Raw genomic sequence first — 24043 nt, 5'->3', positions numbered from 1 at the left:
CACCGAACACGTCCCCGTACTTACCGAGGTATCGCCCCACCCGGCGTGACACCCCCGCCGGGTGCACGTGGTGGTGCACACTGGCTGGATCCGCACCATGCCAGGGGAGCGCACCGTGACCGCGTCCAACACGCCCGCCGGAGAAGGACCGGAGCAGCCGGAACACCCGGACGTCCGGCGGGTCCCGCCGCGCCGCGAGACGCCCGAGTCCCGCGAGACGCCCGAGTCCCGCGAGTACCCGCAGGACCGGGAGTACGTCGTCGGGGCCCCGCACGCCCCCGGCGCCCCGCAGCTCGACCCGCTGGCCGGGCTGCGCACCACGGACGACCCGCCCTGCGACGTCTACCTCACCGGGACCGTCTTCCTCGACATCGTCTTCACCGGCCTCGACTCCGCCCCGGTGCGCGGCACCGAGTCCTGGGCGCGCGGCATGGGATCGAGCCCCGGCGGCGTGGCCAACATGGCGACCGCCCTGGCCCGCCTCGGCCTGCGCACCTCGCTCGCGGCGGCCTTCGGCGACGACCACTACGGGGAGTACTGCTGGGACGCGCTGGAACAGGGCGAGGGCATCGACCTCACCCCGTCGCGCACCGTCCCCGGCTGGCACTCGCCGGTCACCGTCTCCATGGCGTACGAGGGCGAGCGCACCATGGTCTCCCATGGCCACGAGCCGCCCCCGGAGAAGGTCCTCCTCCAGGACTTCCAGGACTTCCAGGGCCTCCAGGGCCTCCAGGGCGCCCGCGGTCTCCCGGACGGCACACCCCCGTGCCTGCCGTCCGCGCGGGCCGCCGTCGCCTCGCTGACGCCCGGCAGGCGCGAGCCGTGGATCGCCGAGGCCGCCCGGCAGGGGACCCGGGTCTTCGGGGACGTCGGCTGGGACGACACCGGCGCCTGGGACCTGGCCGGACTCGCCGACCTGGAGCACTGCGAGGCGTTCCTGCCCAACGCCGAGGAGGCGATGCGCTACACCCGCACCGACTGCCCGCGCGCCGCGGCGCACGCGCTCACCGCGTTCGTGCCGGTCGCGGTGGTCACCCTCGGCGCGGAGGGCGCCTACGCCGTCGACCGGCGCACCGGGGAGAGCGCCGAGGTGCCCGCCATCGCGGTCGAGGCGCTCGACCCGACCGGCGCGGGCGACGTCTTCGTGGCCGGTTTCGTCACCGGCAGCCTGGCCGGCTGGCCGCTGGCCGACCGGCTCGCCTTCGCCGGGCTCACCGCCGCGCTGTCGGTGCAGGAGTTCGGCGGCTCGCTGTCGGCGCCGGGCTGGTCCGAGATCGCCGCCTGGTGGCGCCGGGTCCAGTCGGTACCGGGCCAGGACCCGGCCGCGCTGCGCCGGTACGCCTTCCTGGACCGGCTGCTGCCCGCGGCGTGCGCGGAGTCCTGGCCCCGCCGCCGGGCGGTGCCCACCATCGGTTTCGGCCGCTCCGCGTGACCCGCCGCGCCCGCGTGCGCCGCAACTCCCGGGCCCGGGTACGCCATTGACAGATGACGTTTGCTGCTCAATTATCGGCGGAATCAAGCACGATTTTGCACGCAGCACGGTTTTGCACGGGCCCGCACTTCCAGACCCATGGCTCCCTCCTGACCGCTCCGTCGAAGGACATGCGTCGTGCGCAGACCATCACGCAGCCCCCGAGTGCTCCTCGCCGCCCTCGCCCTGGCCCTCGCCCTCCCCGTGGGACTCACCGCGCAGGACCAGGCCCAGGCCGCCCAGGCGACCCCCGCCGCCCCCGCCCCCCGCCTCACCTCGTCCCCCGCCGAGCTGACCCTCACCGTCCCGCGCGGCCGCACCGCCCCCGGCTACCGGCTGACGGTTTCGACCGCTCAACTCGCCCTCACCACCAGCCGCTCCGGCGCCACCGTCCTGGCCACCGCCCCGGCCGGCACGGGCGCCCTGCGCTTCCGCGCCGACGGGACCTGGCAGCACGCCACCCGCGTCACCGACTGGACCTGGCGCCACGGCACCCTCACGCTCACCGCGGCCACCACCGCGCCCGGCACCAGCGTCCAGGCCCGCATCACACCCGCCGCCGACCGCTACCAGCTCGACTGGCACGTCACCGGCGGCCAGGCCGTCCCCGACCGCCTCGGCCTCGCCTACGCCCTCTCCTCCGCCGGCCACTGGTACGGCCACGGCGAGGCCCAGACCCCCTCGGGCGGACCCGGCACCGACCAGCCCTGGCCGCTGGACAGCGGACAGGTCGTGCACACCAACTTCGGCCCGGCCTCGTACTACATGGTCGACCCGTTCTGGTACACCTCGCGCTCCACCGGGCTGCGCGTGGACACCGGGCACGTCATGGACGTCGCCCTCAACCAGGGCGGGGACGGCCTCGGCCGCTTCGACATCGAGTCCGCCGAACCGTACAGGGCGACCGTCTTCGTCGAGTCGACGCCCCTGGACGTCTACCGCGACTACATCGGCATCGTCGGCAAGCCCGCCAAGAGCGACGCCACCTACCGGCAGTACGCCGAGCCCGTCTGGAACTCCTGGGCGCAGTTCTACACCCACGTCGACCAGGCCAAGCTGCTCGACTACGCCCAGGACCTGCACGACAACGGCATCGGCGGCCACACCCTCCAGCTCGACGACAAGTGGGAGTCCAACTACGGGAACATGACCTTCGACCCGAAGGCGTACCCCGACCCCGCCGCCATGTCGAAGAAGATCCACGGCCTCGGCTTCGACTTCGGCCTCTGGGTCACCCTCTGGATCAACCTCGACTCCGACCAGTACGGCTACGCCGCCGACCACGGCTACCTGCTGAAGTCCGCCGCCGACACCACCAAGCCCTGCACGGTCACCTGGTGGAACGGCACGGCCGGCATCGTCGACCTCGCCAACCCGGACGCCAAGGCCTGGTACGAGGGCCGCCTGAAGTCCCTCATGAGCGCCTACGGCGTCGACGGCCTGAAGTTCGACACCCGCTTCATCGACGAGAAGTGCGCCCCGCACGAGGGCTACAAGCCCACCGACTACCAGCGGCTCGGCGCGCAGCTCGCCGACGAGTACGACCTCCAGGGCGTCGGCATCCGCGTCCACTGGGACACCACCGCCCACCGGGCCGGATTCGTCACCCGCCAGGAGGACAAGGGCACCGGCTGGGACTCCCTGCGGGCCTCCGTCTCCCAGAACCTCGCCATCTCCACCATCGGCTACCCCTTCGTCACCACCGACATGATCGGCGGCTCGCTGGGCCAGCCGGCCCCCACCAAGCAGGTCCTGGTCCGCTGGGCCCAGTCGGCGTCCCTGATGCCCCTGATGTACGCGTCCACGTCCCCCGTCGAGACGAACGACCCCACCACCGGCCAGAAGGTCGTCTACGACCGGGAGACCACCGACCTCTACCGCGCCGCCCTCGCCCGCCACGCCCGCCTGGCCCCGTACATCTGGGACCAGGTCCAGGCCACCCTGCGCACCGGCGACCCGATCATGCGCCCCCTCTTCTTCGACTTCCCGAAGGACGAGGCCGCCTACACGGTCACCGACGAGTGGATGCTCGGCCCGGCCGTCCTCGCCGCCCCCCAGCTCACCGACGCCCCCACCCGCTCCGTCCACCTCCCCCCGGGCACCTGGTACGACGTCGCCCACCACAGGACGATCCCCGGCAACCGCACCCTCACCTCCTACAGCACCCCCCTGGGCACGGCCCCGGTCTTCGTCAACCTCCACGCGAAGGGAGCCCAGCAGGCCCTGCGCGCCCTCCGCTGACCCGCACCACCACGACCGACGGGCCGAGCGCCGTGTGCTCGGCCCGTCGGCCGTGGGGGAAACCGGGAACCGGGAACCGGGGAGGGAGGGAGGAGAGAGGCGCGGCTGTGCAGGAGCCCTGGGCGAGCGTCAGGGGAGAGAGGCCGGGGGCGAGCCGCGCGACGCGACTGTCCGGCCGGCCGAGGCCGACCGAGCGCCGGAGCGGAGGGGCCGAGCCCCGTGGAAGACTTCCCGGCCCACCGGGTCGAGCGGCCGGGTGGGCGAGCCCAGGTGCGCAGGGAGGGGCGGAGCCCCGCAGGGGTCCGGGGCGGAGCCCCGGGGCAGGGCCTCACGACCCACCGAGTCGGGTGGGCGGGTGGGCAAGTCCGGGGTGCAGGGGGCGGAGCCCCCGTCGGGGTTCGGGGCGGAGCCCCGTGGCGGGGCCTCGCCGCCCACCGAGTCGGGTGGGCGGGTGGGCCGGGGGACCCTCAGAAACCGAGCCGACGCAACTGCTTGGGATCCCGCTGCCAGTCCTTCGCGACCTTCACATGGAGGTCGAGGAACACCGGTGTACCGAGCAACGCCTCGATCTGCTTGCGCGACTTGATCCCGACCTCCTTCAACCGCTTCCCCTTCGGCCCGATGATGATCCCCTTCTGGCTGGGCCGCTCGATGAAGACGTTCGCGTGGATGTCCAGCAGCGGCTTGTCCTCCGGCCGGTCCTCCCGTGGCAGCATCTCCTCGACGACCACGGCGATGGAGTGCGGCAACTCGTCCCGCACCCCCTCCAGCGCCGCCTCCCGGATCAGCTCGGCCACCATCACCTGCTCGGGCTCGTCGGTCAGATCCCCCTCGGGATACAGCGCGGGCCCCTCCGGCAGCAGCGGGATCAGCAGATCGGCGAGCAGGTCCACCTGCCGGCCGGCCGTCGCCGACACCGGCACGATCTCCGCCCACTCGATCCCCAGCTCCTTGCCCAGCTGGTCGACCGCGATGAGCTGCTCGGCGAGCGCCTTGCCGTCCACGAGGTCGGTCTTCGTGACGATCGCGACCTTCGGCGTCTTCCTGATCCCCGCCAGCTCCTTGGCGATGAACCGGTCACCGGGCCCGATCTTCTGGTCGGCGGGCAGACAGAAGCCGATCACGTCCACCTCGGCCCACGTGGTGCGCACCACGTCGTTCAGCCGCTCGCCCAGCAGCGTCCGCGGCTTGTGCAGCCCCGGCGTGTCCACGAGGATCAGCTGCGCGTCCGGCCGGTGCACGATGCCGCGCACGGTGTGCCGGGTGGTCTGCGGCCGGTTGGAGGTGATCGCCACCTTCTGCCCGACCAGAGCGTTCGTGAGGGTGGACTTGCCCGCGTTGGGGCGGCCCACGAAACAGGCGAAGCCGGCCCGGTGGGCAGCCTCGGCGGACTGCTCGGATGACTGGGTACGAACGCTCATGGCGCCCATTGTCCCTGATCCACGACCCCCCGCCGAACAGGGCGCCGCGACCGGCACCCCACCGCCCCCGGCAGCCGCCCCACCACCCCGGACGCGCCCGGCCGCCCGGCCGCCCGCGCCGCTACTCCGCCGTCCGCGCCGCCAGCGTCACCCGCACGGCGCCGTCCGGCCCGGCCAGCAGCACCGGCGTACCCGCCCCGCCCAGGTCCGCCACGGCCGCCAGGTCCTCCGGCGGCAGCCCCTGAGCCGAGCTGACCACGGCCGCCGCCTCCAGCGAGGTCGCCCCGGACGCCACCGCCATCGCCACCGCGGTGCGCAGCGCGCTCAGCTCCAGCGAGGCCAGCCGCACCGACCCGGCGGCGTAGGTACGGCCCGTCTCGTCCCGTACCGCCGCGCCCTCCGGCACGCCGTTGCGGGCCCGTACCGAACGGGCCAGGGTGACGATCTTGCGGTCCTCGGCGTCCAGCGCGCTGCTGTCGGTGCTCTCGGTCATGGCCCCGAGCATACGGAGCCCCGCCGACAGTCCCACCGACAGCCCTCCCGCGCACCCCGGCCCCCGCACCACACCCGGCCCCCGCGCCGCCCCGCGCCGCACCCGGCCCCGCCCCGCGGCGGAACCTCACCCCGCCACCGGATACATCGCCCCGCGCCGTCCCTCCGGCGAGGCCAGCCACTCCAGCTTCGCCGCGGTGTTCGCCTCGTCCAGCGGCGTGTGCAGCACCACCGTGAGATCCGGCCGAGCCGGCACCTTCATCGCCGTGGACTCCACGCACAGCAGCCCCACCAGCGGATGCTCCAGCTCCTTGCGCACCTGCCCCGGCTCCTCGACGTCCCACTCCTCCCACAGCGCCGTGAACTCCGCGCTGGCCCGCGAGACCCGCTCCAGCACCGCCTGGTACCCCTCGTCGCCCGGCCGGGCGGCGCACGCGGCCCGGAACTGCGCGACGACGGTACGGGCGTTGCGCTCCCAGCTGTGCGAGCGGGCGCGGTACAGCGGGTCGGTGAAGAAGTCGACGAGGCAGTTCTGCGTGATGTCCGGACGCATGCCCAGCACCACCGCGGCGGCGTCGTTGTACAGCACGCAGTTGTAGTAGAGGTCCATGATGTGCGCCGGATACGGCATCCACGTGTCGATCAGCCGCCGCAGCCCCTCGCACATGTCCCGCTTGTCCGGCGCCACCTCGGGCGCGGGCGGGTTCAGCCCGGCGAGCACGTACAGATGGCGCCGCTCGGTGCCACCGAGCCGCAGCACCCGCGCCACCGCGTCCAGGACCTGCGCGGAGACGGAGATGTCCCGCCCCTGCTCCAGCCACTGGTACCAGGAGGCGCCCACCCCGGCGAGCACGGCGACCTCCTCCCGCCGCAGTCCGGGCGTACGCCGACGCGCCCCGCCGTCCGGCAGCCCCGCCTCGGCCGGGGACACCCGGGCCCGCCTGCTCATCAGGAACTCGCGCAGCTCATGCCGCCGCTGACTCTTCGACACGTCCGTATCCGGCACGTACGGATCCCCCTCGCGCTGTCTGGTGGTGCCACCACCACCATAAGTTCCGACTCCCCACATCTGTTCCGGCCGCAAGAAGCTCTTTGCCATGGCGATCGACACCACCCCGACGGCCACCCCGGCCACTCCATCCACCCCGGCCGCTTCAGCCGCCCCGACAACCGTCCCCGACCCCCGGCCCGCCCCCTCGACGCCGGAGACCTTCCGGCTGTCGACGCGCGACAAGCTCGTCCTGTTCGTCCTGTGCGCGGCCCAGTTCATGGTCGCCCTGGACTTCTCCGTCCTGAACGTGGCCCTGCCGGAACTCGGCACCGACCTCGGCATGAGCCGCTCCGCGCTCCAGTGGGCCGTCACCGCGTTCGCCCTGCCCTCCGGCGGCTTCCTGCTGCTGTTCGGCCGGGTCGGCGACCTGTTCGGCCGCCGCAGGCTGTTCCTCGCCGGGCTCGCCCTGTTCGGCGCGGCCTCCCTGCTGGCCACCCTCGCCTGGGACCCGGCGTCCTTCCTGACCGGGCGGGTGCTCCAGGGCCTGGGCGCCGCGGCCATCGTGCCCACCGGCATGTCCCTGCTGACCACCACCTTCCCGGAGGGCCCGGCCCGCGACCGCGCCCTCGGCATCTCCGGCACCCTGCTGTCGCTGGGCTTCACCGTCGGCATGGTCGCCGGCGGCGTCCTCACCGACGCCCTCGGCTGGCGCTCCACGATGGCACTGCTCACCGTCTTCGCGCTGATCGTGCTGCCCCTGGCCCCCGGCCTGCTCCCCAAGTCCCTCCCCCATGGCCTCAAGGGCATGGGAGGCGCCCCCACTCCCCACCGCCCCCGCCTCGACGTGCCCGGCGCGGTCACCGTCACCACCGGTCTGCTCTCGCTGATCTACGCCCTGTCCACCGCCGCCGACCACGGCTTCGGCCGCGCCGACGTGATCGCCGCGCTGCTCGCCGGACTCGCCCTGCTGGCCGTGTTCGCGGTCGTGGAGTCCCGCTCCGCCGCCCCGCTGGTCTCGCTGCCCATGCTGCGCCGCCGCACGGTGGCCTTCGGCAACCTGGGCGGTCTGGTCACCTTCTCGATGATGTCGACGGTCGTCTTCGTCCTGACCCTCTACCTCCAGGAGACCCTGCGCCTGTCGGCCTTCGAGACCGGCCTCGTCTTCGGGGTGCAGGGCGTGCTGTCGGCCGTCGCCGGCTCGTACGCGGCGAAGGTCATCGGCCGCTTCGGCGCCCGCCGCACGCTGGCCGGTTCGCTGGCCGGGCAGGGCGCGCTGATCGCCGCGCTGCTCGGGCTGGGCACCGGCTCCTGGTCGGTGTGGCTGGCCACCGCCGCCGTCGCCCTGGCCAGCATGTTCCACCTGGGCGCGATCGTCTCCTACGGTCTGACCGTCACCTCGGGCGTGCCCGACGAGGAGCAGGGCCTGGCCACCGGGCTGGTCACCTCCACCCAGCAGGTGGGCATCACCGTCGGCATCCCGCTGCTGGGCGTCCTCGCCACCACCTCCGACGACCTGCTGGCCGGGGTGCACACCGTGCTCGCCCTGGACGCGCTGATCGTGCTGGCGGCGGCGGTGCTGGTGGGACTCGGCCTGCGCGCCGGCCGGGGAGCCCGTTCCTGAGGGGGTCTCAGGGGCCTCAGGGGCCTCAGGGCCGGTCGAGGCGGAGCCGCTCGGCACGCGGCAGACCGGCCACCACCAGGTCGTACGAATCCTCGACCAGCTCCCGGACCAGCCGGTCCGGGAGCCGTCCGTCGACCGTGACCGTGTTCCAGTGCCGCTTGTTCATGTGCCAGCCCGGGACGACCAGCCCCGGGTGCTCGCCGCGCAGCCGCACCGCGTCCTCGGGATCGCACTTGAGGTTGACGGTCAGGGGCCGCGCGTCCAGCGCCGTCAGCGCGAAGAGCTTGCCCCGCACCTTGAAGACCGAGGTCTCCGGGGTGAAGGGGAAGTCCTCCACGGTGGCGTTGAAGGACAGGCACAGGGCGCGCAGCTCCTGGGGCGTCATCCGCTCTCCGCTCCGTCCCCGGGGCCGCCCACCGGCTCCACCAGCACCGTCACGATCTTGTTCCGGCGGCCCGCCGCGGACTCCGCGGTCAGCCGCAGCGTCCGCCCGTCGGGCAGCTCGACCGGCGCCGAGGCACCCGCGATGGGAACCCGGCCCAGCGCCTTGGCGAGCAGCCCGCCGACCGTCTCCACGTCCTCGTCGTCGTACTCCTCCAGGCCGTACAGCTCGCCCAGATCGGTGATGTCGAGGCGGGCGGTGACCCGGTGGCGGCCCTCGCCGAGGTCCTCCACCGGAGGCAGCTCCCGGTCGTACTCGTCGGTGATCTCGCCGACGATCTCCTCCAGGATGTCCTCGATGGTGACGATCCCGGCCGTGCCGCCGTACTCGTCGATGACGACCGCGACGTGGTTGCGCTCCTTCTGCATCTCGCGCAGCAGGTCACCGGCGTTCTTGGTGTCCGGTACGAACACCGCCGGGCGCATCGCCGTGGACACCAGCTCGTTCTCCGCCTCCCGGGTGATGTGGGTGCGGCGGACCAGGTCCTTCAGATAGACGATGCCGACGACGTCGTCCTCGCTCTCCCCGGTGACCGGGATACGCGAGAAACCGGAGCGCAGCGCCAGCGTGAGGGCCTGGCGGATGGTCTTGTACCGCTCGATGACGACGAGGTCGGTGCGCGGCACCATCACCTCCCGCACCAGCGTGTCCCCGAGCTCGAAGACGGAGTGCACCATGCGGCGCTCGTCGTCCTCGATCAGGGACTCCTGCTCGGCCAGGTCGACCAGCGCCCGCAGCTCCGCCTCCGAGGCGAACGGGCCGCGCCGGAAGCCCTTGCCCGGCGTGAGCGCGTTGCCGATGAGGATCAGCAGCGAGGGGATCGGGCCCATGATCCGGGCGAGCGGGACCAGGACGTACGCCGCCACGGTGGCCGTGTTCAGCGGATGCTGCCGGCCGATGGTGCGCGGGGAGACCCCGACGGCGACGTAGGACACCAGGACCATGACGGCGATCGCGACCACCAGGGCCTCACCGGTCCCGGAGAACGCGTCCAGGCAGACATAGGTGACCAGGGCCGCCGCCGCCATCTCGCAGGCGACGCGGACCAGCAGGGCCACGTTCAGATAGCGGGTCGGGTCGGCGGCGACCTGGGCGAGCTTGGCGCCGCCCCGGCGGCCGGACTTCACGGCCTCGTCGGCGCGGAAGCTGGAGACGCGCGCGAGGCCCGCCTCCGCGCAGGCGGCGAGCCAGGCGACGACGACCAGGGCGACGGCGCCGACGACGATCTGCGGACTCATCGGCGGTTACGAGACGGTCGGCGCCGGAGAGGGACCCTCCAGGCCCCGCTCGGCACGCCAGCCGTCCACGATCGCCGCCTGGAGGCCGAACATCTCGGCCTTCTCGTCCGGCTCCTCGTGGTCGTAGCCCAGCAGATGCAGCACCCCGTGGACGGTGAGCAGGTGCAGCTCCTCGTCCATGGAGTGCTTCGTCTCCGCCTCGGCGCCCTGCCGGGCGGCGACCTCGGGGCACAGCACGATGTCACCGAGGAGGCCCTGCGGGGGCTCCTCGTCGTCCTTGCCCGGCGGACGCAGCTCGTCCATCGGGAAGGACATGACATCCGTCGGACCCGGCAGGTCCATCCACTGGATGTGCAGCTGCTCCATGGCGTCGGCGTCCACGACGATCACCGACAGTTCGGAGAGCGGGTGGATGCGCATCCGCGCGAGCGCGTAGCGGGCGATGTCGAGGATCGCCTGCTCGTCGACCTCGGTTCCGGACTCGTTGTTGACGTCGATCGACATGGTCGTGCTGGTCTACTTCCCCTTGTGCCCGTGGCCGTGCCCGGCGGCGGACCGGGACCGGCCGCCCTTGGACACGCCCCCGTTCTCGGTGCCGTGCGTGCTGTCGTACTTCTCGTACGCGTCGACGATACGGCCCACCAGCTTGTGCCGTACGACGTCCTGCGACGACAGCCGGGAGAAGTGGACGTCCTCGACGCCCTCCAGGATGTCCTGCACCTGCCGCAGACCCGACTTGGTCCCGCTCGGCAGGTCCACCTGGGTGACGTCACCCGTGATCACGATCTTCGAGTCGAAGCCGAGCCGGGTGAGGAACATCTTCATCTGCTCGGGGCTGGTGTTCTGCGCCTCGTCCAGGATGATGAAGGCGTCGTTCAGGGTCCTGCCGCGCATGTACGCCAGCGGGGCCACCTCGATCGTGCCCGCGGCCATCAGGCGGGGGATCGAGTCCGGGTCGATCATGTCGTGCAGCGCGTCGTAGAGCGGGCGTAGATAGGGGTCGATCTTCTCGTAGAGCGTGCCCGGCAGGAAGCCGAGGCGCTCGCCGGCCTCGACCGCGGGGCGGGTCAGGATGATGCGGTTGACCTGCTTGGACTGGAGGGCCTGCACCGCCTTGGCCATCGCCAGATAGGTCTTGCCGGTACCGGCGGGGCCGATGCCGAAGACGATGGTGTGCTTGTCGATGGCGTCGACGTAGCGCTTCTGGTTGAGCGTCTTGGGGCGGATGGTGCGCCCGCGCGAGGACAGGATGTTCTGCGTCAGCACCTCGGCCGGGGTCTCCTGGCCGTCGCCCTCGCCGTTCCCGCTCGCCTTGAGCATGGCGATCGAGCGTTCCACTGCGTCCTCCGTCATCGGCTGCCCGGTGCGGAGCACGAGCATCATCTCGTCGAACACGCGCTGTATCAGGGCCACGTCCGCTGTGTCGCCCACCGCGCTGATCTCATTGCCCCGGACGTGGATGTCGGCCCCCGGGAAGGCCTTCTCGATCACGCGCAGGAGGGAGTCGCCGGAACCCAGCACGGTCACCATGGGGTGCTGGGCGGGGACGGTGAACTGTGCTCTCGCCTGCCCCTGCGCGGGGGTCTTGGCTGCGGGTGTCTGAGTCATGGGCCGGCGCTCGACGCCTGCTTTTCCTCCTCGTCACGGCCGCACAGCTGACGGCGGCCTCGCGCTTCCCAGGGTACGACGGGGGAGCGACAAGCCCGTAGGGCTTTTCCCCGGCCGACGGCCCGGATCCGTCCACGCCCCGGATCAGTCCACGCCCCGGATCCGGCCCACCAGCACCGCCCCGGCCAGCCCGATCGCGGCCGCGACCAGGTAGAGGACGCGGTAGCCGCCGAGGTACGTCACGATCGGCGCGGCCAGCGCCGGGGCCGCGACCTGGGGGAGGGCGTTGGCGACGTTGATGACGCCGAGGTCCTTGCCGCGGTCCAGGGCGGTGGGCAGCACGTCGGTCATCAGGGCGAAGTCGACCGAGGTGAAGACGCCGAAGCCGACGCCGAGGACGGCCGCCGCCACGAGCGCGCCCGGCCAGGTCTGCCACGCCGCCAGCGCGGCCGTGGCCACCGCCATGAGCACGCCCGACCAGACCACGAACGGCTTGCGGCGGCCGGTCCGGTCCGACCACACCCCGCCCGCCACCACCGTGGCCAGCAGGGTGATCCCGTTCACCGCCGTCAGGACGAGGACGCCCCGCTCGGGATCGGCGTAGCCGACGCGGTCGCGCAGGTAGTAGAGGAGGTAGAGCAGCACCAGGGAGTTGCTGAGGTTGATCAGGAAGCGGGTCAGCCAGGCCCAGCCGAGGTCCGGGTGGCGGCGCGGGCTGAGCAGGAAGCCGCCCCAGAAGCCCCGCCAGGACCAGGGCGGGCGGCGTGCCGCCGGGAGCCGCAGGTCCCGGAAGCCGAGGAGATACGGCAGCACGCCCACCGCCGTGAACACCGCGCAGGCCGCGTACCCGGCCCCGGTGCCCCCGGCCAGCGTCGCGAGGCCCGTCCCGCCGACCACCCCGAGGATCTGCGCCGCTCCCAGCCAGCCGCCCACCGCTCCGCGCTGCGCGCGCGGCACCCGGTCCGGCACGGCCGCCGTCACCGCCGCGAAGGCCGCGTTCAGCGTGAGCTGGACCAGGCACCAGCCGGCCGTCATCGCGGCCACGCCGTGCGCGCCCGCCAGCAGCAGCAGCGACAGCGCGCCGCCCACCGCCCCGGCCGCGATCCACGGCGAGCGGCGGCCCCAGCGGGCCGTCGTCCGGTCCGACAGTGCCCCGAACAGCGGGTTGGCCACCAGCGACACCACCGCCCCGGCGCCCGTCACCCAGGCCAGCAGCGATTCCTTGGACAGGCCGGTGCCGGGCGCGAAGTCCCGCGCCTGGGCGGCGAGCAGGATCTGGAGCGGCCCGTACCAGCCCACCCAGATCGCGCCGTTGGCCAGCGAGAGCGCGGCCGTCCAGCCCCGCCCGACCGGCCGGACGGGTTCGGCGAGCGGGTCGGGCCCGGCGGGCGCTGCGAGCCCGCCCGGGTCCGCGGACGGGCCCGGCGGATCCGCCGGTTCCGCCGGATCCTGTGGACCCGGTGGGCGCGGTGGACCCGGTGGATCCGGTGGGCGCGGCGGTCGGCGGGGGCGGGTCATCTCTGGGCGCTGAGCAGGCCGCGGTACCAGTGGTAGGAGGACTTCGGGGTGCGTTCCAGGGTCGCGTAGTCGACGTGGACGAGGCCGAAGCGCCGGGCGTAGCCCTCCGCCCACTCCCAGTTGTCCAGCAGGGACCACACGAAGTAGCCGCGTACGTCCACGCCCGCCGTCATCGCCCGGTGCAGGGCCCGCAGATGAGCGTCCAGGTAGGCGATGCGGTCCTGGTCGTCCAGGCCCTCGTAGGAGCAGCCGTTCTCGGTGATGACGAGCGGCGGGAGGCGGTCGCGGTAGCGCTCGCGGAAGCCGGTCAGCAGCTCGGTCAGGCCCTCGGGGACCACCGGCCAGCCGAAGTCGGTGACCGGGCGGTCCTCGATCTGACGGACGGTGAAGGGCAGTCCGGCGGGCAGCGCGATCCCGCCGACCTCCACGTCGGTGCCCTGCGGGGCGCCCACCCGGGCCGGGGCGTAGTAGTTGACGCCGTACCAGTCCAGCGGCTCCGCGATCACTTCGAGGTCGGCCTCGACGTCGCCGGGCATCAGCTCGCCGACGCCCTCCGGGTAGCGGCCCAGCAGCAGCGGCTCGGCGAACAGGCGGTTGAGCAGCATGTCGTAGAAGTCCGCCGCCTCCACGTCCGCGGCCTCGCGCGAGGCGGGCCAGGTCGGGGCGTGCGAGTTGGCGATGCCGATGTCCGCCGCCCCGGCCGCGCGCAGCGCCCGTACGGCCAGACCGTGCGCGAGGAGCTGGTGGTGGGCGGCGGGCAGGGCGTCGAACAGGAGCTGCCTGCCCGGCGCGTGCACCCCCAGCGCATGGCCGAGGAGGGTGTGTTCGGCGGGTTCGTTGAGGGTGATCCACTTGCCGACGCGGTCGCCGAGGCGATCGGCGACCACCGTCACGTACTCCGCGAAGTGCTCCGCCGTGTCGCGCTCCAGCCAGTCCAGACCGGCGGGCAGGTCCCAGTGGAAGAGCGTCGGGACGGGGCGCACCCCGGCCGCGCACAGCTCGTCGACGAGCCGGTCGTAGAAGCCGAGGCCGCCGGGGGAGTTCACCCGGGGCCAGGACACCGAGAAGCGGTAGGCGCCGACGCCGAGCCCGGCCAGCAGGGCGACGTCCTCGGTGTGCCGGTGGTAGTGGTCGCAGGCCACCGCCGCCGTGGAGCCGTCCTTGATCCGGCCGGCCTCGGCGGAGAACACGTCCCACACGGACGGCTCCCGGGCGTCCGCCGCTCCCTCGATCTGGTGCGCCGAGGTGGACACCCCCCACAGGAAGCCGTCCGGGAACCGGGGGAGCGGCCCGGCCGAGGTGCCTGGGGTGCCTGCGTCAGTCGCCATGCGCGGATCATCCGTACCGGCGGTAACGGAAGTCAACGCCCGTGCACGGAAAGGGCTTGCGGGCCCCGGCTACGCGCCTTCCTTCAGCACTCTGGTGATCAGCTCGCGCTGGTCGTCGGTGAGCCGCGGGTCGGCGGCGTGGACCGTGTGCCCGTCGACCGTGATCTCGTAGTGGAAGCCGTCCGGGACCCCGGCGGGCGGGGTGCCCTGGCTCGCGGCGAGGGCCTTCTCGGCCAGGGACCGCCACTCGGGGGCATCGGGCCGCTGCGAGGTGTCCACCTCGGCGTGCCGCTCGATGCCCGCGAAGCCGCCCGTGCGCCGTACCTGAATACGCATGGGTCAGTGTCTAGTACGGATTCAGAGCGTCCGCACCCCCACCTGCTCCCAGCCCTTCTGGACGGCCTGGAGCACGTCCCCCGCGCCGTACCGCTCGCGGGCGGTCTGCACGGTGAGGGTGGCGAAGGCCGCGAAGTCCGCGTCCTCCTTGAGCTTGCCGCCGGTCAGCGCGTCGTACCAGACCTGTCCGGCCTTCTCCCAGGCGTGCCCGCCGAGGGCGGTGGCGACCAGGTAGAAGGCGTGGTTGGGGATGCCGGAGTTGATGTGCACGCCGCCGTTGTCGCTGCCGGTGTGGACGTAGTCGTCCATGGTGGCGGGCTGCGGGTCCTTGCCGAGCACGTCGTCGTCGTAGGCGGTGCCGGGCGCCTTCATGGAGCGCAGCGCGGTGCCGGTGACGCGCGGGGCGAGCAGCCCGGCGCCGATCAGCCAGTCGGCCTCGCTCGCGCTCTGCCCGAGCGTGTACTGCTTGATCAGCGAGCCGAAGACGTCGGAGACCGACTCGTTGAGCGCGCCGGACTGGCCGAAGTAGGCCAGGTTGGCGGTGTGCTGGGTGACGCCGTGGGTCAGCTCGTGGCCGATGACGTCGACCGGGATGGTGAAGTCGAGGAAGATCTCGCCGTCGCCGTCGCCGAACACCATCTGCTCGCCGTTCCAGAAGGCGTTGTTGTACTTCTCGTCGTAGTGCACGGTCGCGTCCAGCGGCAGGCCGCTGCCGTCGATGGAGTCGCGGCCGTACGCCTTCAGATACAGCTCGAAGGTGGCGCCGAGGCCGGAGTAGGCGCGGTTGACGGTGGCGTCCTTGCCGGGCTGCCGGCCCTCGCCGCGGACCTTGGTGCCGGGCAGGTCGGTGCGGTGGTGGGCGTCGTAGATCGTGCGGTGCGGCTGCTCGGCCTGCTTGCCGGCGGGCGGGGCGACGGCGGTGGCGCCGACGACGGTGGTCAGGCGCCTGCGGGTGCGTTCCATGGCGTCGCGCTGGAGGCTGCGGCGGGCCGGGCCGGACAGCGCGGGGTCCTCGTTCCGGGCGAGCCGGTCGAGGACGTGGGGCGGGACGATGGTGCAGAAGACGGGCTCTTGGCCCCCGTGGGTGGTCATACGTCGACCATCGCACTGCGTGATGTCAAAGTCACTACCTGCAACCTTGATTGGTGAAAAATCGGGGCAAGGCGTTCCTTCGGCGGTCGCGAAGGGTAGGGATGGCTGCGCGGTGTGACGACGCGCACTCTTTGTACCTTTTGCTCCCTTTCGCGGGTCTCGTTTCGCATACTGGACGGGTCCACACATCCGACGCGGCTCGGCTAGGCTGCACAGCACCATGCGTTTCGGGCTGCTTCTCCTTAGCTGCCGCGGCGAGGGCCTGTAGTCGAGGCCGACCCCCTCCCCGCGGAGTCTGGCGTTGCGCCGTCGGCCGCCCCACCGGCCTCCGCGTCACCCGCGGACCTCCCGAGGAGCCCCACGCCACCATGGTCAACCGCCAGCAGTCCAGTTCCATGCCGGTCCGCAAGTACGGCCAGTACGAGCAGGTCGACATCCCCGACCGCACCTGGCCCGAGCAGCGCATCACCGCCGCCCCCCGCTGGCTCTCCACCGATCTGCGCGACGGCAACCAGGCCCTGATCGACCCGATGTCGCCCGCGCGCAAGCGCGCCATGTTCGACCTGCTGGTCAAGCTGGGCTACAAGGAGATCGAGGTCGGCTTCCCGGCCTCCGGCCAGACCGACTTCGACTTCGTGCGCTCCATCATCGAGGAGGAGGGCGCGATCCCGGACGACGTCACGATCTCCGTGCTGACCCAGGCCCGCGAGGACCTGATCGAGCGGACCGTGGAGTCCCTGAAGGGCGCCCGCCGCGCCACCGTCCACCTGTACAACGCCACCGCGCCGGTCTTCCGCCGGGTCGTCTTCCGCGGCTCCAAGGACGACATCAAGCAGATCGCCGTCGACGGCACCCGTCTGGTGATGGAGTACGCCGAGAAGCTGCTCGGCCCGGAGACGGAATTCGGGTACCAGTACAGCCCCGAGATCTTCACCGACACCGAGCTGGACTTCGCGCTGGAGGTCTGCGAGGCGGTGATGGACGTCTACCAGCCGGGACCGGGCCGCGAGATCATCCTCAACCTGCCGGCCACCGTGGAGCGTTCGGCACCTTCCACGCACGCGGACCGCTTCGAGTGGATGCACCGCAACCTCTCCCGGCGCGAGCACGTCTGCCTGTCCGTCCACCCGCACAACGACCGCGGCACGGCGGTGGCCGCGGCCGAGCTGGCGGTCATGGCCGGCGCCGACCGCGTCGAGGGCTGCCTGTTCGGCCAGGGCGAGCGCACCGGCAACGTCGACCTGGTCACCCTGGGCATGAACCTGTTCTCGCAGGGTGTCGACCCGCAGATCGACTTCTCCGACATCGACGAGATCCGCCGTACGTGGGAGTACTGCAACCAGATGGAGGTCCACCCGCGCCACCCGTACGTGGGCGACCTGGTCTACACGTCCTTCTCCGGCTCCCACCAGGACGCCATCAAGAAGGGCTTCGACGCCATGGAGGCCGACGCGCGGGCCAAGGGCGTCACGGTCGACGACATCGAGTGGGCGGTGCCCTATCTGCCGATCGACCCGAAGGACGTCGGCCGCTCCTACGAGGCGGTCATCCGCGTCAACTCGCAGTCCGGCAAGGGCGGCATCGCCTACGTCCTGAAGAACGACCACAAGCTGGACCTGCCCCGCCGGATGCAGATCGAGTTCTCGAAGATCATCCAGGCGAAGACCGACGCCGAGGGCGGCGAGGTCACGCCGAAGGACATCTGGTCCGTCTTCCAGGACGAGTACCTGCCCAACCCGGACAACCCCTGGGGCCGCATCCAGGTCAAGACGGGCCAGTCGACCACCGACACCGACGGCGTGGACAGCCTGACGGTGGAGGCCCAGGTGGACGGCGAGGACACCGTGCTGACCGGCTCCGGCAACGGCCCGATCTCCGCGTTCTTCGACGCCCTCCAGTCCATCGGCATCGACGTACGCCTGCTGGACTACCAGGAGCACACGATGAGCGAGGGCGCCTCCGCGCAGGCCGCCTCCTACATCGAATGCGCGATCGAGGACAAGGTCCTGTGGGGGATCGGCATCGACGCGAACACGACACGTGCGTCGCTGAAGGCGGTCGTCTCCGCCGTCAACCGAGCCGCCCGCTGACCACCCTGACCGGCGTTTTCCCGGCCCCGGCCGCCCATCGAGGCAGCCGGGGCCTGGATTTTTGCCGTCGTTTACCGGCCAGGTCACGGAAAGGTCTCGTCCCGGGTACTGACTCAGCCTCACCGATGTGGCTAACATCACGCCCACGTGGCGATGTTGCCGCGTGGTTACGGAGGTGCGACGTGCTGCCAGTACGGGGACGAAACGGCCGTGCCGTCAGGCTTGCCCGCATACTGGGCACCCGTACCGCCTGGACACCCGTGGGCGACGGCGAGTTCTTCTGCCCCGGCTGCGGCGGTGACCGCAACTACCAGCGGCTCACCGGCCGGCGCCGGTTCACCGTCCTCGGGGTGCCGCTGCTGCCGCGCGGCGCGGCCGGACCGGTCGTGGAGTGCGCCGCCTGCACCGGCCGCTTCGGCACGGACGCCCTGGACCACCCGACCACCACCCGCTTCTCCGCGATGCTGCGCGACGCCGTGCACACCGTCGCCCTCGCGGTGCTCTCCGCGGGCGGCACCTCCTCGCGTACGGTGCTGGAGACGGCCGCCGCCGCGGTGCGCGCCGCCGGTTTCGCCGAGTGCACCGAGGAGCAGCTCGCCGCCCTGGTCGACGCGCTGGCCGCGGACACCGGGCGGGTCTACGAGGACCAGCCGTGCGCCCCCGGGCTGACCATAGAGCTGCACGAGGCCCTGGACCCGCTGGCCCCGCACCTCGCCCCGGCGGGCCGCGAGGCGGTCCTGCTCCAGGCCGCCCGCATCGCCCTGGCCGACGGCCCCTACACCCCCGCCGAGCGCGACGTCCTCGCCACGGTGGGCGCGGCCCTCACCATCTGCGCGGACGACATCGGCCGCCTGCTGGCAGCGGCGGCCCGCACCCCGTCCTGACCACCGGCCCCCACCGGGGTCGGGATGCTTTCCCGGCCGCTGACCCTCGGCCCTCGGCCCGTCCCGGACGCCGTCCCGGCCAACGCTCCCGGCAGACCCCGGCCGCTGTCCCGAACCTGCCCCGGCGGGGTCGGGATGCTGCCCGTCCGCTGCCCCCCGGCCCCCGCCAAGACCCGGCCCCCGCCACCGCCCGCCCCGCGCACCCCGGCCCCCGCCCCGGGCCCTACAGCAGTCCCGCCGCCGCGAGGTGGTCGCGTACGTGTGACACCTCCCGTTCCGTCAGCGGGAGCTGTGGCCCTGCGGTGGCCGGGCAGGCGATGATTCCGCGCAGGTGCAGGGCCGCCTTCAAGGGGCCGGGTGCCGCGGGTCCCGGGCCGCCGGTCCGGGTGAGGGCGAACAGCGCGCACAGCCGCTCCTGCTCGGCCCGCGCCCCCTGCGCGTCACCGGCGCGCGCGAGGCGGTAGAGGCGTACGAAGCCGTGCGGGTCGACATTGGCGAGCCCCGGCACCGCGCCGTCGGCGCCCAGTGCCAGCGCCACGTCGACCAGCCGCTCGGAGCCGGTCAGCACGCTGAACCCGGCCGTACGGGAATCCGCGCGCACCCCGGCGGCGACCTCCCGGAAGCCGTCTAGCTCCCCGCTGGAGTCCTTCAGCCCGGCCAGGACCCCTTCCCCGGCCAGCTCCAGCACGAGAGCGGCGGGCAGCTTGGTGTGCACCGCGGCGGGGATGTCGTGGGCCAGCACCGGGACCGGGCTCGCGGCGGCGACGCGGCGGTAGTGGCGGGCGACCTCCGCCGGGCGGGCGGCCGCGTAGAAGGGCGCGGTCACCACCACGGCCCGCGCGCCCGCCGCCGCGACCGCGGCCACCTGGTCGAGCACCCGCGCCGTGGTCATGTCGACCGCGCCCGCCAGCACCGGCAGCCCCGCCCCCACGTGCCCGGCGACCGCCTCCACCACCTGCCTGCGCTGCCGGTCCGTCAGGAACGCCGCCTCCGAGGCCGTCCCGAGCACGAACAGCCCGTGCACCCCGCCCGCCACCAGATGGTCGACCAGCCGCAGCAGCGACCCCACGTCCACCTCGCCCTCCGGCGTCAGCGGCGTGCACACGGGCGGGACGACACCGGTCAGCGGCGCGGGGAACGCGGGGAAGGTCATACGGGCTCCCGGGAGCGGTGGCGGTCGACGACAACTGCCTTGTATCGTCGCCGCGCCACCACACGTCCGAGGGGAGCGCCGCGCCCGTGAACGAGCAGTCCGCGCCGCCCGGCGGGCGGTCCGTGCCCCTCTGGGACGAGGACGCCCCCGGCGTCCTGCGCCTCCCGTCCGGCCGCCTGGTGCGCGGCCGGGGCCTCAGCCGCCCCCTCGACCCGGCCGCCCCCGCCCCCACCTGCGGCGTCTATCTGCTCGGCAGCCCGCCGCCCGGCTTCCCCTGGGAGTCCCACTGGCTGCGCTGGCCCGACTTCCGGCTGCCCGCCGACCCGGAGGCGGCCCGCGAGCTGTTCACCCGTGCCTGGCGGCGTACGGCCACCGAGCGCGTCGAGTTCGCCTGCGCCGGCGGCCTGGGCCGCACCGGCACCGCTCTGGCCTGCCTGTCCGTGCTGGACGGCGTACCTCCCGGGGACGCGGTCGGCTATGTGCGCGCGCACTACGACCGGCGTGCTGTGGAGACGCCCTGGCAGGAGCGTTATGTGCGGGACTTCGCGCCGCCGCGCACGGCCGGGCCGCTCAGCGGCCCCGGGTGAGGTCGAGGCGCAGTATCCGCCGGTGCATCCCGGGGCCGAAGTAGTCCGGGCGCAGGCCCCCGTCGGGTTCCTCGGGATCGAAGCCCAGCGAGCGGTAGAGGAGTATCGCGGCCCGGTTGGTGGGCTCGACGGTGAGCCGGACCTGCTCGATCCCGGCGCGGCGCAGCCGGTCCAGGACCGCCGTCATCAGCTCCCGGCCCAGCCCGTTGCGGCGCCGGTCGTGGGTCACGCCCAGGCCGAGGATCCAGCTGTCGCGGCCGAGCGCCGTCGTGCCCGCCAGCACATAGCCGCGCAGCCGGCCCGTCCCGTCGTCCAGGACGAGGAAGTGCTCCGCGTACATGTCGTAGAGCTGGCGCAGCAGAAAACCGGGGTACGCGACCTCGTGGAAGACCTCCGCGTCCAGCCGTTGCAGTTCGGGCAGGTCGGACTCGTGCACCCGGCGCAGGACGAGTGGCAGCGAGGCCGGGAACGGTGCGGTGAGCTGCTCGTGGCGGTCGAGGAAATGCTCCAGCGGTTCGGCGGTCATGCCACCCCCAGTCGGGACATGCGGATGTCAATCCGGCGGAAGCAGGCGCGCTCACCCGAAGGACTGAGGCCCGGATGTGGCGGCCGGCTGCTCGTTCTGCCACAGTGGAGCCTCCAAGTTCCGTACTGCAAGGGTCAGTTGGGGTGTGCGCCCGGATGTGCTGACGTGCGCCGGGGTGCACCGGACGCGTCCCGCGGTGAGGGACCGGCGTGTTCGGGGCGGGTCTACGGTGCGGGGGACGAGGTCCGCCGCCTCGGGCTGCCGGTGTCCAGCGGGCTCGCGCACACGGATCGGCAGGCAGGGAAATGGAACGCGGCAGGGTGACTATGGATCGCAACGCTGACGCCCCGTGGTCGAAGTTCGATCCTGAGGTGTACGTCGACAACAACTACCGCACGCCGCTGGAGGCCGACCTCCACATCGTGCGCCTGCTGCGCGACTACTTCAGCCGCTGCTTCGCCGGCTCCGCGCCCGCCCTCGCGCGGGGCGTCGACGTCGGCGCGGGCGCCAACCTGTACCCCGCGCTGTCCATGCTGCCGTGGTGCGAGAAGGTCCTCCTGCTGGAGTACGCGCCGCCGAACATCGAGTACCTCAAGCGGCAGACCGCTCCCGGGGGCCTGGGTACGGAGTGGGACGCCTTCTGGGACGTGCTCACCGAGGCCCCTGCCTACCGCGGCGTCGACCCGCACAGCCGGGTCGGCGAGATCGTCCGGGTGGAACGGGCCAACCTGTTCGACCTCGACGGGCGGCGCCGCTGGGACATCGGGACGATGTTCTTTGTCGCCGACTCGATGTCCGAGTGCCCCGAGGAGTTCCAGCGGGGCGTGCGCTGCTTCATGGAGGCGCTCGCGGACGGGGCGCCGTTCGCCGTGGCGTTCATGAAGGAGTCGGTCGGCTACCGCGTGGGCGAGCACCGTTATCCGGCCTACCGGGTCAACGAGGAGCGGGCCAGGCAGGCCCTGGAGCCGTTCACCGCCGAGCTGGAGCTCCACGATCTGCACCACGTGGTGCGGCCGGGACACGAGGGCATGATCCTCGCCCTGGGACGGCGCAAAGAGGAGATTGCCGCTCCGTAGGAACGGGGACCATGTCTGGGCGTGAGGGGCGCCGGCACGGGCGACGGCACAGGACAACGGGATCTGTTCGAGGGGTACGGGGATGCAGATCAAGCCACGGCAGCATCTGCTGGACATCTGGCGGGCCACGGCCCGGCAGTCGTTCGAGGACGGCAAGCTCCTCACGGGCGACACCGACGGGATGAGCAGTGTCGCGGACGCCGAGCGCCTGCTGTGCCTGCTGTATCCCGCCACCGAGGTCCCCGCGTTCCGCGTCGACCAGCCCGACACCACCGAGCGGGACGTCCTGCGCGCCGTGGAGCGGGTCGGCAGCCGCCTGGAGATCCCGCTCAACCTGATCACCGCGCTGACCCAGTTCATGCGCACCCACACCGGAGCCGACGACAGCCCCACCTTCGCCGGCGGCCACTACTTCAAACCGGCCGAGGCCGGCGGCGAACTCACCCACGACCAGGAGCAGCTGGGGGTGGTCGACTCCTACTCCATGTCCGTCACGCTCTGCCTGGCCACCCTCGGCTTCCTCAAGGTCTACGAGACCACCACGACCCGCCCCGAGGTCCGCCGGGCCGTCGACGAACTGCGTGACGCCACCAACGCCCGGCTGACCGCCGCGATGATCAGCCTGCTGCGCTCCTTCACGGTCAACGTCTTCGACGCCGAGTCCGAGCAGGGCAAGCGGCTGATCCGGGTCATCGGGCAGAACCGCCAGTCCGACCGGGCCGTCCTCCAGCAGTTCTCCCGCCGCTTCCGGCCGCTGCGCGCCACCATCATCGAGAGCCTCACCCGCGGCATCCAGGTCGACGAGAGCATCCGCGACGAGAGCCAGCTCTTCGAGTGCGGCTGGGCCTGGGGCGTGGTGCGGGACGCGCCGCGCGTCACCGACCTGGACGTCCAGGTCCCCGGCCAGCCCGACGGCATCGCCGACCGGCTGCCCTACGTGTACTTCACCGTGGTCGCGCTCGACGGCATCCAGGACCTGTTCTCCGAGCGCACCCTCACCCTCGGACTGCTCGACGCCGACCAGCAGAAGCTCTCCGAGGCGCTGCGCCTGCGCTGGGAGCTGAGCCAGCAGTACTGGTCCGCCGTCGCCCGCTTCGGCAGCGAGCGCTGGCCCCTGGAGGACCTGCCCTGGCAGACCACCGGCCTGCGGCTGGAGTCCGAGTACTTCTCCCTGACCGTCGCCGCCATCCTCGTCCACGACCTGGTCCGCCGGAAGGCCACCGACGACGACCTGACCCGCACGGTCGCCATCATGGAACGCCTGGCCGACCGCGGCCGCGTCACCAGCCGGATGACCCGCAACGACCCCGCCATCGGCCTGCACCACCCCGGCGTCACCATGCCGCTCGCCGGTTCCGACCGCTCCGGCGGACTGCTCCTGTGGCGGATGACCGACTTCTCCGCCCAGCTCCTCAAACGGATCGTGCAGCTCGCCGAGCTGTCCCGGAACATCGACGCGCAGGACCGCCTGCTGCGCCTGGCCGAGCAGACCTTCGAGCACCTGTGGAACCGGCGGATCCAGGACGGCACGGGCATCGACCTCTGGGACGACGTACGGACCGTCTACCCGGACGCGCGCGGGACGCCCCCGCGCATGTCCTGGAGCATCACCGAGCGCATCGTCGAGTGCCTGGTGGCCGCCCGCAACCTGTACGAGCAGCAGCCCATCCGCAGCCCCGAACTCGCCCAGCTCGCCCGGGAACTGCTCAGTGAGGCCACCCATCTGTTCGGCCAGGAGCAGCTGGAGGCCGCCACCGGCACCGACAGCGGCCGGGGCCGGACCATGCGGAGCATCGAGAGCCGCCTCGAACACGCCCGCAGCCTGCTCGACGACCGGCCCGCCACCGCCTTCGCGCTCGCCCTGCCCGTCCTCCAGGAACTCGACACCCTGGCCCAGGCCAGGGGCGCCGCCACCCAGGAGGTGTGAG

General features: G+C 72.6%; 21 protein-coding genes. 8 read left to right on the top strand and 13 right to left on the bottom strand.

From position 1 onward, the window contains the following. The first annotated feature begins 115 nt into the window (after positions 1 to 115). Positions 116 to 1432 (top strand): PfkB family carbohydrate kinase, encoded by a 1317-nt coding sequence (locus tag B086_RS0133235; protein ID WP_018570760.1) that lies wholly within the window; start codon positions 116 to 118, stop codon positions 1430 to 1432. 177 nt (positions 1433 to 1609) lie between these two features. Beyond that, a complete protein-coding gene (locus B086_RS0133230; protein ID WP_026253026.1) occupies positions 1610 to 3712 on the top strand; it encodes a glycoside hydrolase family 31 protein in 2103 nt (700 codons plus the stop codon). 467 nt (positions 3713 to 4179) lie between these two features. Here B086_RS0133230 and era read toward each other — a convergent pair whose 3' ends face one another. The 3 genes from era to B086_RS0133215 form a co-directional block, all read right to left on the bottom strand. Next, a complete protein-coding gene (gene era / locus B086_RS0133225) occupies positions 4180 to 5133 on the bottom strand; it encodes a GTPase Era (RefSeq protein ID WP_018570758.1) in 954 nt (317 codons plus the stop codon). 121 nt (positions 5134 to 5254) lie between these two features. Continuing rightward, positions 5255 to 5626, bottom strand: coding sequence for a hypothetical protein (locus tag B086_RS0133220; protein WP_026253025.1), 372 nt, complete (start codon positions 5624 to 5626; stop codon positions 5255 to 5257). A gap of 126 nt (positions 5627 to 5752) precedes the next feature. Further along, a complete protein-coding gene (locus B086_RS0133215) occupies positions 5753 to 6574 on the bottom strand; it encodes a helix-turn-helix transcriptional regulator (protein ID WP_234021164.1) in 822 nt (273 codons plus the stop codon). 148 nt (positions 6575 to 6722) lie between these two features. On the opposite strand from B086_RS0133215, the gene B086_RS0133210 reads away from it, so the two are divergent. Further along, positions 6723 to 8237: an MFS transporter gene (locus B086_RS0133210; protein WP_018570755.1), complete on the top strand. Its 1515-nt coding sequence runs from the start codon at positions 6723 to 6725 to the stop codon at positions 8235 to 8237. Positions 8238 to 8262: 25 nt separating this feature from the next. Here B086_RS0133210 and B086_RS0133205 read toward each other — a convergent pair whose 3' ends face one another. The 8 genes from B086_RS0133205 to B086_RS0133170 all read right to left on the bottom strand — a co-directional run bounded on the left by B086_RS0133205 (position 8263) and on the right by B086_RS0133170 (position 15799). Next, positions 8263 to 8622 (bottom strand): MmcQ/YjbR family DNA-binding protein, encoded by a 360-nt coding sequence (locus tag B086_RS0133205; protein ID WP_018570754.1) that lies wholly within the window; start codon positions 8620 to 8622, stop codon positions 8263 to 8265. Continuing rightward, the gene (locus B086_RS0133200; RefSeq protein WP_018570753.1) at positions 8619 to 9917 is read right to left on the bottom strand and encodes a hemolysin family protein; all 1299 of its coding nucleotides are present in this window, start codon (positions 9915 to 9917) and stop codon (positions 8619 to 8621) included. The genes B086_RS0133205 and B086_RS0133200 overlap by 4 nt, the downstream gene beginning before the upstream one ends. Positions 9918 to 9923: 6 nt before the next feature. Beyond that, positions 9924 to 10421 carry an rRNA maturation RNase YbeY gene (ybeY, locus tag B086_RS0133195; protein WP_018570752.1) on the bottom strand — a complete coding sequence of 166 codons (498 nt, stop codon included), beginning with the start codon at positions 10419 to 10421 and terminating at the stop codon, positions 9924 to 9926. Positions 10422 to 10433: 12 nt separating this feature from the next. Next, a complete protein-coding gene (locus B086_RS0133190; RefSeq protein WP_078509943.1) occupies positions 10434 to 11525 on the bottom strand; it encodes a PhoH family protein in 1092 nt (363 codons plus the stop codon). Positions 11526 to 11669: 144 nt separating this feature from the next. Further along, entirely contained in the window at positions 11670 to 12824 is a 1155-nt protein-coding gene (locus B086_RS0133185) for an MFS transporter (RefSeq protein ID WP_018570750.1), read from the bottom strand. Between the two features lie 215 nt (positions 12825 to 13039). Continuing rightward, positions 13040 to 14371, bottom strand: a complete 1332-nt coding sequence (locus B086_RS0133180) for a GH1 family beta-glucosidase (protein WP_018570749.1) — start codon at positions 14369 to 14371, stop codon at positions 13040 to 13042. A gap of 69 nt (positions 14372 to 14440) precedes the next feature. Further along, the gene (locus B086_RS0133175; protein WP_018570748.1) at positions 14441 to 14707 is read right to left on the bottom strand and encodes a protealysin inhibitor emfourin; all 267 of its coding nucleotides are present in this window, start codon (positions 14705 to 14707) and stop codon (positions 14441 to 14443) included. 21 nt (positions 14708 to 14728) lie between these two features. Continuing rightward, positions 14729 to 15799 carry a M4 family metallopeptidase gene (locus B086_RS0133170; protein ID WP_018570747.1) on the bottom strand — a complete coding sequence of 357 codons (1071 nt, stop codon included), beginning with the start codon at positions 15797 to 15799 and terminating at the stop codon, positions 14729 to 14731. A 368-nt stretch (positions 15800 to 16167) separates the two neighbouring features. Between B086_RS0133170 and leuA the strand changes: the two genes are divergently transcribed. Both leuA and B086_RS0133160 read left to right on the top strand, forming a co-directional pair. After that, positions 16168 to 17889 (top strand): 2-isopropylmalate synthase, encoded by a 1722-nt coding sequence (gene leuA, locus B086_RS0133165; RefSeq protein ID WP_018570746.1) that lies wholly within the window; start codon positions 16168 to 16170, stop codon positions 17887 to 17889. 182 nt (positions 17890 to 18071) lie between these two features. Next, positions 18072 to 18773, top strand: a complete 702-nt coding sequence (locus B086_RS0133160) for a TerB family tellurite resistance protein (protein WP_026253023.1) — start codon at positions 18072 to 18074, stop codon at positions 18771 to 18773. Between the two features lie 223 nt (positions 18774 to 18996). On the opposite strand, the gene B086_RS0133155 is transcribed toward B086_RS0133160, so the two are convergent. Next, complete coding sequence (locus tag B086_RS0133155) at positions 18997 to 19926, bottom strand: dihydrodipicolinate synthase family protein (protein ID WP_018570744.1); 930 nt, start codon at positions 19924 to 19926, stop codon at positions 18997 to 18999. A gap of 86 nt (positions 19927 to 20012) precedes the next feature. Between B086_RS0133155 and B086_RS0133150 the strand changes: the two genes are divergently transcribed. After that, complete coding sequence (locus B086_RS0133150; protein ID WP_018570743.1) at positions 20013 to 20513, top strand: protein-tyrosine phosphatase family protein; 501 nt, start codon at positions 20013 to 20015, stop codon at positions 20511 to 20513. Here B086_RS0133150 and B086_RS0133145 read toward each other — a convergent pair. Further along, a complete protein-coding gene (locus B086_RS0133145; protein ID WP_018570742.1) occupies positions 20497 to 21039 on the bottom strand; it encodes a GNAT family N-acetyltransferase in 543 nt (180 codons plus the stop codon). The two genes, B086_RS0133150 and B086_RS0133145, sit on opposite strands and share 17 nt — an antisense overlap. A 326-nt stretch (positions 21040 to 21365) precedes the next feature. On the opposite strand from B086_RS0133145, the gene B086_RS0133140 reads away from it, so the two are divergent. After that, positions 21366 to 22115, top strand: a complete 750-nt coding sequence (locus B086_RS0133140) for an SCO2525 family SAM-dependent methyltransferase (RefSeq protein ID WP_018570741.1) — start codon at positions 21366 to 21368, stop codon at positions 22113 to 22115. Positions 22116 to 22197: 82 nt separating this feature from the next. Continuing rightward, on the top strand, positions 22198 to 24042 hold the full coding sequence (locus B086_RS0133135; RefSeq protein WP_018570740.1) for an SCO2524 family protein: 1845 nt from the start codon (positions 22198 to 22200) through the stop codon (positions 24040 to 24042). Position 24043: the final 1 nt, after the last annotated feature.

It is taken from the genome of Streptomyces sp. PsTaAH-124 (genome assembly GCF_000373685.1).
In the GTDB taxonomy this organism is placed as follows: Bacteria; Actinomycetota; Actinomycetes; order Streptomycetales; family Streptomycetaceae; genus Streptomyces; species Streptomyces andamanensis.
The sequence above is the reverse complement of the archived record's forward strand: the minus strand, read 5'-3'. Positions and strand labels throughout refer to the sequence as shown.

What these genes read in the sequence shown, in the direction of transcription:
- era (WP_018570758.1), bottom strand. Translation starts at nt 5,133, where the DNA reads ATGAGCGTTCGTACCCAGTCATCCGAGCAGTCCGCCGAGGCTGCCCAC.
- B086_RS0133220 (WP_026253025.1), bottom strand. Translation starts at nt 5,626, where the DNA reads ATGACCGAGAGCACCGACAGCAGCGCGCTGGACGCCGAGGACCGCAAG.
- B086_RS0133215 (WP_234021164.1), bottom strand. Translation starts at nt 6,574, where the DNA reads ATGAGCAGGCGGGCCCGGGTGTCCCCGGCCGAGGCGGGGCTGCCGGAC.
- B086_RS0133210 (WP_018570755.1), top strand. Translation starts at nt 6,723, where the DNA reads ATGGCGATCGACACCACCCCGACGGCCACCCCGGCCACTCCATCCACC.
- B086_RS0133205 (WP_018570754.1), bottom strand. Translation starts at nt 8,622, where the DNA reads ATGACGCCCCAGGAGCTGCGCGCCCTGTGCCTGTCCTTCAACGCCACC.
- B086_RS0133200 (WP_018570753.1), bottom strand. Translation starts at nt 9,917, where the DNA reads ATGAGTCCGCAGATCGTCGTCGGCGCCGTCGCCCTGGTCGTCGTCGCC.
- ybeY (WP_018570752.1), bottom strand. Translation starts at nt 10,421, where the DNA reads ATGTCGATCGACGTCAACAACGAGTCCGGAACCGAGGTCGACGAGCAG.
- B086_RS0133190 (WP_078509943.1), bottom strand. Translation starts at nt 11,525, where the DNA reads ATGACTCAGACACCCGCAGCCAAGACCCCCGCGCAGGGGCAGGCGAGA.
- B086_RS0133180 (WP_018570749.1), bottom strand. Translation starts at nt 14,371, where the DNA reads ATGGCGACTGACGCAGGCACCCCAGGCACCTCGGCCGGGCCGCTCCCC.
- B086_RS0133175 (WP_018570748.1), bottom strand. Translation starts at nt 14,707, where the DNA reads ATGCGTATTCAGGTACGGCGCACGGGCGGCTTCGCGGGCATCGAGCGG.
- B086_RS0133170 (WP_018570747.1), bottom strand. Translation starts at nt 15,799, where the DNA reads ATGACCACCCACGGGGGCCAAGAGCCCGTCTTCTGCACCATCGTCCCG.
- leuA (WP_018570746.1), top strand. Translation starts at nt 16,168, where the DNA reads ATGGTCAACCGCCAGCAGTCCAGTTCCATGCCGGTCCGCAAGTACGGC.
- B086_RS0133155 (WP_018570744.1), bottom strand. Translation starts at nt 19,926, where the DNA reads ATGACCTTCCCCGCGTTCCCCGCGCCGCTGACCGGTGTCGTCCCGCCC.
- B086_RS0133145 (WP_018570742.1), bottom strand. Translation starts at nt 21,039, where the DNA reads ATGACCGCCGAACCGCTGGAGCATTTCCTCGACCGCCACGAGCAGCTC.
- B086_RS0133140 (WP_018570741.1), top strand. Translation starts at nt 21,366, where the DNA reads ATGGATCGCAACGCTGACGCCCCGTGGTCGAAGTTCGATCCTGAGGTG.
- B086_RS0133135 (WP_018570740.1), top strand. Translation starts at nt 22,198, where the DNA reads ATGCAGATCAAGCCACGGCAGCATCTGCTGGACATCTGGCGGGCCACG.